Consider the following 11931-nt stretch of genomic DNA (forward strand, 5'->3'; position numbering starts at 1 on the left):
TCCACCAGCAATCGCTGCTCGACCATCACCATGCCCTCCTGCCCGCACAGTGAATCACTCAACCATCCTCATTGCCAGACGTTTCGCAGAGGAATCCTGCAAGGGGAGGAATGGGAGGAATGGCGATCGCCCCCGGCGACGTACCCCGTCCGGTCTCGCGGGGCCGACGGAACCAAGCGGCACGCCCGCCGCTATCCCGGTCATGCCCGATAACGACGACAAGCCCACCCACAACGCCACCCACCGGGCGGTCCCCAGCGGCCGCATCGCGCGGGCGGGCGCGTTCGGGCGGCTCGCGGGCGGGGTCGCGGGCGGGATGCTGGCGGAGGGCGCGCGCAGGCTGGCCAGCGGCGAGCGGCCGCGCCTGGGCGACCTGATCCTCACCCCCGGCAATGCCGCGCGCGTCGCCGACCGGCTGTCGCACCTGCGCGGCGCGGCGATGAAGCTGGGGCAGATGATCTCGATGGATGCGGGCGACCTGTTGCCGCCCGAACTCCAGACCATCCTCGCCCGGCTGCGCGACCAGGCCTATCGGATGCCGCCCGCGCAACTCGACAAGGTGCTGCGCACGGAGTGGGGGGCCGACTGGCGACGCCGCTTCCGCCATTTCGAGGCCGCGCCGATGGCCGCCGCCTCGATCGGGCAGGTCCACCGCGCGACGCGGCCCGACGGGCGGGTGCTGGCGATCAAGGTGCAATATCCCGGCGTGCGGGACAGCATCGGCTCGGACGTCGACAATGTCGCGACGCTGCTGCGCGTCTCCAACCTGCTGCCGCCCGCGCTCGACCTCAAGCCGCTGCTCGAAGAGGCCAAGCGCCAATTGGCAGAAGAAGCCGACTATCTCCGCGAGGCGGACCGGATGCGCGCCTATGGCGAGCGGCTGGCCGGTGATCCGCGCTATGTCGTGCCCCGCCCCGAGCCGGTGCTGACCACGCCGCTGGTGCTGGCGATGGACTATATCCCCGGCCAGCCGATCGAGACGCTGGCGGAGGCGGACCAGCCCGCCCGCGACACCGCGATGACCGCGCTGATCCAATTGGTGCTGCGCGAGTTGTTCGACTTCGGCATGATGCAGACCGATCCGAACTTCGCCAATTACCGGTGGCAGGCGGATACGGGGCGGCTGGTCCTGCTCGACTTCGGCGCGACCCGCGACGTGCCGGCGGAGACGGTCGCCTCCTATCGCCGGTTGATCGAGGCGGGGCTGGCGCACGACCGCGACCGGATCCGCGAGATCGCGGTGGAGACGGGCTTTCTGGGCGAAGCGGCGGTCGCCGCGCACCGCCCGGCGGTGGACCGGATCATCGCCGCGATCGACGACACGATGGCGCGGGCAGGGCCCTTCGACTTCGGCGACCGCGCCTTCGTGCCGGTGGTGCGCGAAGAGGCCCGCAACCTGATCGCCGACCGCGACACCTGGCACGTGCCCCATGTCGAAACCCTGTTCGTCCAGCGCAAGATCAGCGGCACCGCGCTTCTTTGCGCTCGGTTGAAGGCGCGGGTCGATGTGCGCGGGCTGGCGGCGCGGGCGATCGGGAACGGGTGAGGAACCGGGTGCATCATGGCCCGGGGGTGCGCAGGCTCGCCGCATTTTCCGGACGATGTCCGTAGTCACGACGTGAAGGCGGCACTCCGCTGATTCTCTGGCATTGAGTATCGCGATCGGAATAATCCGGCGCGGCAGTGGAAACGACAACCGCCGACCATGATGAACGAGATTTCATCATAATATCATCGCCATTCCTCCAAAATGTCATCAGCCCGCAATGATCCGGCACCAAGGGATCGCGGCATAATCCTTTGGGGGGAATTCCTATCATGACTTCGTTCAACCCGCGTTTCGCGGGGCGGTTCTTTGCGTCCAGCGTCCTGGCTCTTCTGATCGCCACGCCTGCCCTGGCCGCCGATCCCGAACCGGCGAAAACGACCGCGCCCGATGAGCAGAAGACGACCGATGACGGCACGTTGGCCGAGGTCATCGTCACCGCGCAGAAGCGGCCCGAAAGCCTGCAAAAGACGCCGATCGCCATCTCGGTCCTGTCCGCCGAGGACCTGAAGAACCGGCATGTCCAGTCGCTGGTCGACCTTCAGGACGGCGCGATCCCGTCGCTTCGCGTCGCGCCCTTCTATTCGCGCAACTCGGCGCTGATCATGAACATTCGCGGCATCGGCGTGCTGGCCGACAGCAACCAGCCCGCGCGCGACCAGGGCGTCGGCGTCTATATCGACGGCGTCTATCTGGGCCGCGCGCAGGGGCTGGGCACCGCGCTCTACGATATCGAGAGCATCGAGGTGCTCAAAGGGCCGCAGGGGACGTTGTTCGGCCGCAATACCGAGGGCGGCGCGGTCAGCATCGTGACGAAGAAGCCCACCGGCGAGTTCGGCCTGTCGGCGACGGCGGGCATCGGCAATTTCGGCGCGCACAAGATCGAGGCGCATCTCAACCTGCCCGAATGGCAGAATTTCAGCGTGAAGCTGGACGGCATCGTCACCAAGCGGGGCGGCCTGGTCGACAATCCGCTGCCCGGCCAGTCGGACTTCAATGGCTTCGACCGGCATGGCGGCCATGTGGAAGTGCTGTGGAAGCCGCAGGACGGGGTCAGCGCGGATTATGCGTTCGACACCTCCTACGACGCCTCGACCCCGCTCTATCTCCAGACGATCACGGCGGGCACACTGACCCGCGCGCCGGCTCTGCCGCTCCAGCCCGACCGGGTGCGCACCGCCAGCGTCGGGGTGCCGCAGCAGGACAGCATCGGCAAGACGCATGGCCACCGCCTGACGCTCGGCCTCGACCTGGCGCCGGGGTTGCAGTTGAAGTCGATCACCGCGTACCGCGAGCTGGACCAGAGCCAATATGACAATGGCGGCCAGAACAGCACCACCTACAAGCCCAACGGCGCGTTCAGCCGCTACAGCCTGGCGGGCTTTACCCAGAATCAGTTCAGCCAGGAAATCCAGTTGATCGGCGACACCCCGCGCCTGAAATATGTCGCGGGCGCAATGGCGTATCGCGAGCATAGCGAGGACAATGCCCAGGCGTTCAACACCATGGTGTGGAATGCGGACGGCACCGCCGCGACCGTCGCCACCTATAATATCGCGACCGTCCCCTTCGACCGCGCCAGCCGGATCACGACGCGCAGCATCGGCGCCTTCGGCCAGGCGACCTGGACCCCGGCGATCCTGGACGACCGCCTGCACCTGACCGGGGGCGCGCGCTATACCCGCGACATGAAGCATGGCGAGCTGTTCATCGTGAACGGCGCCACCCCCAATGTCGACGGGGTGACGGGGCCGCGTCGCCTGAATGCCGCCTGGTCGCGGGTCGATCCGCTGCTGACGCTGGCCTATGACGTGACGGGCGACGTGCATGTCTATGGCAAATGGTCGGAGGGGTATAAGTCGGGCGGCGCCAATTCGCGCTCGCTGCGCTATGCGCCGTTCAACCCGGAAACCCTGTCGATGTTCGAGATCGGGGCGAAGACCGAGTTTCTCGACCACCGCGCCCGCCTGAACCTGTCCGCCTATACCGGCGCGTACAAGTCGATCCAGATCGACTTCCAGGCCAATTACCTCCAGGTCGATGCGCAGGGCAATCTGCTCCAGACCAACCGGACGACCATCGAAACCGCCAATGCGCCCGGCACCGGCCGCGCCAAGGGGTTCGAGGCGGAGCTGACCTTCGCGCCGATGACCGGGCTGACGCTGGGGGCCAGCTACTCCTATAACGACCTGACCATCCCGGCGACGGTGAACCCCTTCCCGCAAGGGGCGAGCGGCGTGGTGGTGACGACGCCGATCAAGATCTATCCGGTCTATACCCCGGCGCACGCCGCCAGCGGATCGATCGACTATGACCGGCCGATGGGTGATTATACCCTGGTCGCGCATCTCGACGGCAATTACGACAGCGGCTTCTACGCCAATTACAACGACCCCGCGCCGGGGGTGAGCCAGCCCAAGGGCGATCCGGGCTTCGTCGTCAACGGCCGGCTCGGCATCACCGATATCGCGCTGAACGGCACCGGCGCGACGCTCAGCGTGGCGGCCTGGGCGCGCAACCTGCTGAACGAACAGCATATGTTCTACAAGGGGCTGAACACGCTGACCGGTGTGTCGGGCTTCTTCAACGAACCGCGCACCTATGGCCTCGAAGCCACGGTGAAGTTCTGATGCGCGGCCTTCTCACTCTGGCGCTGCTGGTCGCGGTTCCGGTGGGGGCGGGGGCTTCGGCCTCCGTGCCCGTCGCGGCCCCGGCGCACCAGCGGGTGCTGCCGCTTCAGGGCGGGCGCAATTTCCGCGACCTGGGCGGCTATCGCACCATGGACGGGCGGACGGTCAAATGGGGGCTTCTCTATCGCTCGGGCCAGATGCACGACCTGACCCCGGCGGATTATGCCTATCTCCAGAAACTGGGCATCCGCACCGTCTGCGATTTCCGCGACACCCGCGAACGCACGGGCGAGCCGACCAACTGGCCCGCCGGGCAAAAGCCCAAAGTGTTGAGCGACGATTATGCGCTCGACATGAGCGGCATGATGCTGCCCGGCGATCCATCGACCTGGACGCATGAACAGGTGGTGGCGGCGATGACGGCGACCTATCCCAAGCTGCTCGACCAGTTTCGGGGGCAGTACCGCCGCATGTTCGCCGAACTGCTGGCCGGGAACGCGCCGCTCGCCTTCCACTGCACGGCGGGCAAGGACCGGACCGGCGTGGCGGCCGCGCTGCTCCTGTCGGCGCTGGGCGTGCCGAGGGCGACCGTCATCGAGGATTACCTCCTCTCCAACCAGCACATGGCCCCGCCGCCCGCGCATCCGACCGGCTTCTGGGCCAAGCTGTCGCCCGAGGCGGCGCGGACCTTCGCCGGGGTCGACCGCCGCTATATCGAGGCGGTGTTCGCCGTGACCGACCGGCATCCGGGCGGGACGATGGGCTATCTGAAGGACGAGCTGGGCCTGGGCGCGCCGGAGATCGCGAAGCTGCGCGCGCTGTATCTCAGCGGAAAGTGACCTGGGCCGGGCGTCAGCCCAGTCGCCGGTCCCCCATGCGCCGCTCGCCGGAGGGCAGGGGGACCGGCACATCCTCGATCGCGGTCAGGATCGCGCGGCCATAGGCCGTTTTGGCGAGCGCCCGCCCCCTCGCTTCGGCGACATCGCGTGGGATGAAGCCCTGGAGATAGGCGATCTCCTCCAGGCACGCGATCTGGATGCCCTGACGGCGCTGGATGGTGCGGACGAATTCGCCCGCTTCCAGCAGGCTGTCATGGGTGCCGGTGTCGAGCCAGGCGAAGCCGCGCCCCATCGCCTCGACCTGCAACGTCCCCGCCCCCAGATAACAGCGGGCCAGATCGGTGATTTCCAGCTCGCCGCGCGCCGAGGGGGTCAGCGCGGCGGCATGGTCGCACACCCCGGCGTCGAACAGATAGAGCCCGGTCATCGCGAAGCGCGAGCGTGGCCGCTCGGGCTTTTCCTCGATCGACACCGCACGCCCCGCTTCGTCGAACGCGATGACGCCGTAGCGCTCCGGATCCTCGACACGGTAGGAGAAGACCGTCGCCCCGCCCTCGGCCCGCACCCGCGCGACCGCGCGGCGCAGCATCGGGCCCAGTCCGTTGCCGAAGAAGATATTGTCGCCCAGCACCAGCATGGCCGCCTCTCCGCCCAGCCAGTCGCGCGCGATGGTGAAGGCTTGGGGCAGCCCTTCGGGGCGGGGTTGCTCGGCATAGGCGATGGCCAGGCCCAGCGCGCTCCCGTCCCCGAACAGGGTACGGTAATGCGGCAGGCATTCGGGGCTGGAGATGATCAATATGTCGCGGATACCCGCCAGCATCAGCGCCGACAGCGGATAATAGATCATCGGCTTGTCATAGACGGGCAGAAGCTGCTTGTTGACGACCAGGGTCGCCGGATGAAGCCGCGTGCCGGTGCCGCCCGCCAGGATGATGCCTTTCATGGCGCAACCCTATCGGGAAAGGCTGAAAATCGGGTTAGGCGATGGGGATAGCCCGCGTCGCCGATCGGCCCCCCGTTCGCTCAGCAGCGGCTGCCACCAGTCCCGATGCGCCAGATACCAGCGCACCGTCTTCTCCAGCCCGCTCTCGAAGCTCTCCTGCGGGGTCCAGCCCAGTTCCTCGCGGATGCGCGTCGCATCGATCGCATAGCGCAGGTCGTGGCCGGGCCGGTCGGCGACGAAGCCGATCTGTTCGGCATAGGAACGCCCGTCGCTTCGCGGATGCAGCCGGTCGAGCAGCGCGCACAGCGTATGGACCACGTCGATATTCCGCCGCTCGGCATTGCCGCCGACATTGTAGCGACGCCCGACCGCGCCCCGCTCGAACACCGCCTGGAGCGCGCGGACATGATCCTCGACATAGAGCCAGTCGCGCACATTCTCGCCGCGCCCATAGACGGGCAGCGTCTCTCCGCCGAGCGCCTTGACGATCATCAGCGGGATCATCTTCTCGGGGAAATGATAGGGGCCGTAATTGTTCGAGCAATTGGTGACGATCACCGGCAGGCCATAGCTGTGCCCCCAGGCGCTGACGAAGTGATCGGAGGCCGCCTTGCTCGCCGAATAGGGGGAGCGTGGGTCGTAGGGCGTGGCTTCGGTGAACCGGCCCGTCTCCTCCAGCGATCCGAACACCTCGTCGGTCGAGATATGGTGGAAGCGGAACGACGCGCGCTCCGCCGGTGACAGTCCCTGCCAATAGGCGAGCGCGGCATTCAGCATCGTGAAGGTGCCGACGACATTGGTCTCGACGAACGCGGCGGGGCCGTCGAGCGAGCGATCGACATGGCTTTCCGCGGCGAGATGGGTGACGACATGGGGGCGAAAGCCCTGGATCGCCCGCGCGACCGCCGCCCCGTCGCGCACATCCGCCCGAACGAAGCGATAGCGCGGATCGTCGGCCACCGGCTCCACGGCGGTCAGCGTCCCCGCATAGGTGAGCGCATCGAGGTTGAGCACCTCATGATCCGTATGGCAGATCAGATGGCGGACCAATGCCGACCCGATGAAACCGGCCCCACCCGTGACGAGAATGCGCATGGGGCCATGCTATCCTGTCCGGGGCGACAGTCAAAATGCCGAATGATCCCCATGTGTCTGGAATCGCTCGACAGGCCAGCTTGCTGGCTAGCGCAGCTTGGGTGAGGGGTCGAGCGAGCCACAGGCTCGCGCGCTCTACGAGCGCACACCCCTCACCCAGCTCCGACTAAGCCTTTGCTCACGCAAAGACCAAGTCTGCGCAACCCTCTCCCCTCTATGAGGGGCGAGGGGAAAGAAGGGCATATCTGAACGTCGCCCAGCTCCCGATTCCCGGGACACCACCGGACCGGCGACCATGACGCGGCCGTCATATCATCGTCATCCCGATCACATCGCCGCGTAACATTGCCCCGCCAACGGGTGCCGGAAGGACCGATGCCGGGGAGGGTGTCGGCACGACCAGCACCCAGGGGGAGCATCATGCACGCCATTCGTTCCGGCATCCGCGGTTTCGCGGGGGCCTCGCTCATCGCATTGGGGCTTGCCGCCAGCCCGGCATTCGCCCTTGCCAGCGATGCCGCACCGGCGGGCGTGCCCGCCTCCGGGCCGATCCTGTCTGGGCGCATCTATGACGCGACCGGCGTTGCCTTGCCCGGCGCGCGGGTCGTGGTCGAGGGGACGGGGGTTCAGGCGACCACCAACCTCCAGGGCGAATTCAGCATCGTCACGCCCGAGGAAGCGGGCGACGTCACCCTGCTGATCGACTATCTGGGGCGCGCAGGCATCACCCATGTCGTCGCGGCGGCCGATCGCGGGCGTCCCGTCTCGCTGACCCTGCCCGCCGCCAGCGGCGAGCCCGGCGATATCGTCGTCACCGGCGCCTCGCTGCTCGACAACACCGCGCGCGCGCTCAACCAGCAGCGGACGGCGGACAACACCGTCACCATCATCTCGGCCGACGCCATCGGCCGCTTTCCCGATCCCAATATCGCCGAGGCGCTGCAACGCGCCCCCGGCGTCGGCATCGAGCGCGACCAGGGCGAGGGGCGCTATATCAATGTGCGCGGCGCGCCCAGCGAGTGGTCCGCCGTGTCGGTCGACGGCATCCAGATTCCCTCGGTCGACCCGACGACGCGCGCCGTCGATCTCGACACGCTGCCGTCGGACATCGTCGCCAATCTGGAGGTGACCAAGTCGCTGCTCCCCTATCAGGATGCGGACTCGATCGCGGGCGCGGTCAACATCACCACCCGCTCGCCCTTCGACCGCAAGGGCTTCGCGCTGACCGGCATGGGCGGCATGAGCTACAACCAGTTCGGCAAGGGCCATGACTATCGCGGATCGGCCGCGGTCAGCGATACCTTCGGCCCGGATCGCCAGTTCGGCCTGCTGCTCTCGGGCAGCTATTCGATGACCCATCGCCGCCCCGACAATGTCGAGAATACGTGGAGCCAGACCCCGGCGGGGCTGCGCGTCACCGAAACCTTGTTCAAGGATTACGACACCAAGCGCCAGCGTATCGCGGGCACCGGCGCGTTCGAGTGGCGTCCGTCCGACCTGACCCATGCCTGGGTGCGCGGCACCTATGCCCGGTTCGAGGATGACGAGTTTCGCGATCGCATTGGTATCCTCTGGAGCGAGGGCACGCTCCAGGCCGGATCGACCGACCGCGCCGCGACCTGGCGCAATACCCGCATCGAGAAGCAGGTCCGCCACCGCAAACAGGTGAACGAAATCTGGTCGGCGACGGCGGGCATCGAACAGCGGCTGGGCGAGGGGACGATCCGCGCGGATGTCGCCTATAGCGAAAGCTCGCAGACCTATCCGCGTCGCGACGAATTGCTGTTCCGCTCCAGCCTGCGCCCGACGCTGTCCTATGATTTCGCCGATGCCGACCTGCCCGGCTATTCGCTGTTCACCTCGAAGGAGCATCTCCAGACCGGAACCTTCGCCTTTCGCGAGAACGCCTATCGGTCGAATACGACGAAGAATGACGAACTGACGCTGGCGGTCCGCTCCGACCTGCCGGTGGGCAAGACGGTGACCTTCTCGACCGGCGGCAAATATCGCGCGCGGCATATCAACGCCGATGAAGAGCGGTTCCGCGACCGCCGCGCCAGCGCCGCCCCGAGCCAGAGCCTGACGGGGCTGTTGTCGGATCAGGACTCGCGCAATTTCGGCTATGACCTGGGCCAGCGGTTCGACACCGGGCTGGCGGACGCCTATTTCGACGCGACCAAGGCCGCCTCGGAACGCCGCCTGCCGCAGTCGCTGACCGCCGATTATGTCGCGGAGGAGAAGATCCTCGGCCTGTTCGGCATGGCGAAATATGTGAAGGACGGCACCACCCTGATCGCGGGGCTTCGCGTCGAGACGACCGATTTCGAGAGCAGCGCGCCCAGCGTCTCGCGCACCGGCGCGGTCACCAATGCGCGTGGGCATAACAGCTATGCCGATTTCTTCCCCAATCTGACGTTGCGCCAGGCCTTCACGCCCAACCTGATCCTGCGCGCCGCGCTGAGCCGCGCGATCAACCGCCCCAACTTCCCGCAGATCGCCCCGCGCGTGCTGGAGACGAGCGAGGGCAATACGGTGCGGGTCGAGTTCGGCAATCCCGACCTGAAGCCGACCCTGTCCAACAACGCCGATGCGGGTCTGGAATATTACATCCGGCCGCTGGGCGTGATTTCGGTCAACGGCTTCTACAAGGATCTGTCGGACTACCGCTATACGCTGACCAGCACGGGCGTTTACAACGGCGTGGGCGGCGCGATCCTCAGCCGCCCGGTCAATGCGCGCCGGGGCGAGCTATACGGCGTCGAGGTCAACTGGCAGCAGCAGTTGAGCTTCCTGCCCGGCGTGCTGAGCGGGTTCGGGGTGTTCGCCAATTACACCTATACCAAGGGCCATGCGACGTTCGACACCGCCTATGCCGGGCGCAGCCGCTTCGCGCTGCCGGGCCAGTCGACGCATATGTGGAACGCCAGCCTCTTCTACGAGCGCGGGCCGGTGAATGTCCGCGTCGCCTATACCAAGCGGTCGGATTATCTGGACGAGATCAACGCCGACAACCCCGCGCTGGACCTGTATTGGGAAGGTCGCGGCCAACTCGACGTGACGGGCAGCGTGCAGCTTGCCAAGGGCATCAACCTGTTCGCCGAGGGCAAGAACCTGACCAACACGCCGGGCGTGCGCTATTTCGGCGAACGGTATCGGACGTACGAATATGAGAAGTTCGGCTATACCGTCTTCGCCGGTGTGCGGGTGAAGCTGTGAGGGCCGCGTTCCTGACGCTGCTGCTCGCCGGGTGCGCCAGCGTGCCCGCCGCGACGCCGATCACCGCGCCCAATGTCGCCGCCAGCGCCGAGACCGATCCGGTCGACAGCACATCGGATGCGGCGGACGATCCCGCCATCTGGCGCAACGCCGCCAACCCGGCCGCCAGCCTGGTCATCGGCACCGACAAGCAGGCGGGCATCCATGTCTATGACCTGAAGGGCAAGCGCCTGTCCTTCACGCCGGCCGCGCGGCTCAACAATGTCGATCTGCGCGAGATGGCGGGGGGCCGGGTGATCGTGGCGGCCAGCGACCGGGCGGACAAGGCGAACGCGCATGTCGCGCTGTTCACGCTCGACACCGCCGCGCGCCGACTGGTGCCGATGGGCCGCTATCCGGTGGGGGCGGGCGAGGCGTACGGCATGTGCCTGTGGACCCGCGCGAAGGACAAGGCGCTGTTCGGCTTCGTCGTACTCAAGGACGGGCGGATCGATCAGGTCCGCATCGACCTGTCCGCCGCCACCCCGCGCGTCGAACGGTTGCGCAGCATGAAGCTCGCCACCCAGGCCGAGGGCTGCGTGGTCGATGATCGCACCGGGCTGCTGTACGTGGCGGAGGAGGATGTCGGGCTGTGGCGCTTTGCCGCCGACCCCGCCGCGCCGACCACCGGCACGCCGATCGCGCGGGTAGACGGCCGCACGCTGGTCGCCGATGCCGAGGGGCTGGCGCTGGCCCCCAGGGGAGCCAAGGGCGGCTATCTGGTCGTCTCCAGCCAGGGCGACAATGGCTATAGCCTCTATCGCCTGCCGGGCGTGACCTATGCCGGGCGCTTCCGGATCGGCGGGGGTGCGATCGACGGAACCAGCGACACCGACGGGATCGAACTGGCGCTGGGCGATTTCGGGCCGGATTATCCCAAGGGCCTGTTCGTCGCCCAGGACGGCGACAACGCGCCCGACACGCAGAATTTCAAATATGTCGGCTGGGGGAAGATCGTCGAGGCGCTAGGGCTGTAGGGTCGTCGACGCTCCCCTCCCCTTGAGGGGAGGGGCCGGGGGTGGGGCGCTTCCCCAAACGCGACGCCGGTTGGAGAGGCCCCACCCCAACCCCTCCCCTGAAGGGGAGGGGCTCGGCCCGGATCGCGCTTCAGAACAGCTTGCGCACGCCGACCCGGACCGAGCGGCCGATGGGGTCGAGATAGGCGGGCTGGAAGCGGTTGGGCGTATCGCCGTTGCGGTCGGTGACGTTGATCCGGTCGTTCAGCAGGTTCTCGACCGTGACATTGACGTTCAGCCCCTTGGTCCAGGGCCGGTCGAGGATCTTGTCGACCTTGAGGAAGCTGTACAGGACCAGCCAGGTCCGGCCGGAAAAGCGCAGGTCGGACGCGGCGATGTCGCTGCGGATACGGGTCGGGCCCTGGACGCGGCCATAAAGGCCGAGATTGAACAGGCCATAGTTGACATAGCCGTTCAGCTCGACATCCCAGCGCGGGCGGCCCCCGGTGCCGTTCAGCGTCGCCCCGTCCAGCAGGTCGAGCACCGGCCCGCCGCTGCGCAGGGTCAGCCGGTCCTCCAGCCGATAGTTGGTCGTCGCCGACACCGACAGGAATCCCGGCTCCTTGCGCGGGCGGGGCGGCGGGGCGGTCTTTGCTGCGTCGGGGGA

7 protein-coding genes and 1 pseudogene are annotated in these 11931 nt (G+C 67.3%); 5 read left to right on the plus strand and 3 right to left on the minus strand.

Features of this window, described 5'->3' with window-relative positions:
- Nucleotides 1-202: 202 nt before the first annotated feature.
- From SM191_RS18675 to SM191_RS18685, 3 genes are all read left to right on the plus strand, one after another.
- Complete coding sequence (locus tag SM191_RS18675) at nt 203-1546, plus strand: ABC1 kinase family protein (protein ID WP_341507517.1); 1344 nt, start codon at nt 203-205, stop codon at nt 1544-1546.
- Between the two features lie 272 nt (nt 1547-1818).
- Nucleotides 1819-4176, plus strand: coding sequence for a TonB-dependent receptor (locus tag SM191_RS18680; RefSeq protein ID WP_341507518.1), 2358 nt, complete (start codon nt 1819-1821; stop codon nt 4174-4176).
- Nucleotides 4176-5015, plus strand: a complete 840-nt coding sequence (locus SM191_RS18685) for a tyrosine-protein phosphatase (protein WP_341507519.1) — start codon at nt 4176-4178, stop codon at nt 5013-5015. The genes SM191_RS18680 and SM191_RS18685 overlap by 1 nt, the downstream gene beginning before the upstream one ends.
- Nucleotides 5016-5028: 13 nt before the next feature.
- Here SM191_RS18685 and rfbA read toward each other — a convergent pair whose 3' ends face one another.
- Nucleotides 5029-5958, minus strand: a complete 930-nt coding sequence (rfbA, locus tag SM191_RS18690) for a glucose-1-phosphate thymidylyltransferase RfbA (protein ID WP_341507520.1) — start codon at nt 5956-5958, stop codon at nt 5029-5031.
- A 9-nt stretch (nt 5959-5967) separates the two neighbouring features.
- Nucleotides 5968-7053, minus strand: a complete 1086-nt coding sequence (gene rfbB, locus SM191_RS18695; RefSeq protein WP_341507521.1) for a dTDP-glucose 4,6-dehydratase — start codon at nt 7051-7053, stop codon at nt 5968-5970.
- A gap of 420 nt (nt 7054-7473) precedes the next feature.
- Here rfbB and SM191_RS18700 point away from each other — a divergent pair, with 420 nt between their 5' ends.
- The gene (locus SM191_RS18700; protein ID WP_341507522.1) at nt 7474-10269 is read left to right on the plus strand and encodes a TonB-dependent receptor; all 2796 of its coding nucleotides are present in this window, start codon (nt 7474-7476) and stop codon (nt 10267-10269) included.
- Entirely contained in the window at nt 10266-11285 is a 1020-nt protein-coding gene (locus SM191_RS18705) for a phytase (RefSeq protein WP_341507523.1), read from the plus strand. Before SM191_RS18700 ends, SM191_RS18705 begins: the two co-directional genes overlap by 4 nt.
- 130 nt (nt 11286-11415) lie before the next feature.
- Here SM191_RS18705 and SM191_RS18710 read toward each other — a convergent pair.
- Nucleotides 11416-11931: pseudogene (locus SM191_RS18710) on the minus strand (TonB-dependent receptor); the annotation flags it as partial.

It is taken from the genome of Sphingomonas sp. 2378, assembly GCF_038084995.1.
In the GTDB taxonomy this organism is placed as follows: Bacteria; Pseudomonadota; Alphaproteobacteria; order Sphingomonadales; family Sphingomonadaceae; genus Sphingomonas.

Bases quoted from the DNA above. Each gene is read 5' to 3' on its own strand.
- SM191_RS18675 (WP_341507517.1), top strand. From the start codon at position 203: ATGCCCGATAACGACGACAAGCCCACCCACAACGCCACCCACCGGGCG.
- SM191_RS18680 (WP_341507518.1), top strand. From the start codon at position 1,819: ATGACTTCGTTCAACCCGCGTTTCGCGGGGCGGTTCTTTGCGTCCAGC.
- SM191_RS18685 (WP_341507519.1), top strand. From the start codon at position 4,176: ATGCGCGGCCTTCTCACTCTGGCGCTGCTGGTCGCGGTTCCGGTGGGG.
- rfbA (WP_341507520.1), bottom strand. From the start codon at position 5,958: ATGAAAGGCATCATCCTGGCGGGCGGCACCGGCACGCGGCTTCATCCG.
- rfbB (WP_341507521.1), bottom strand. From the start codon at position 7,053: ATGCGCATTCTCGTCACGGGTGGGGCCGGTTTCATCGGGTCGGCATTG.
- SM191_RS18700 (WP_341507522.1), top strand. From the start codon at position 7,474: ATGCACGCCATTCGTTCCGGCATCCGCGGTTTCGCGGGGGCCTCGCTC.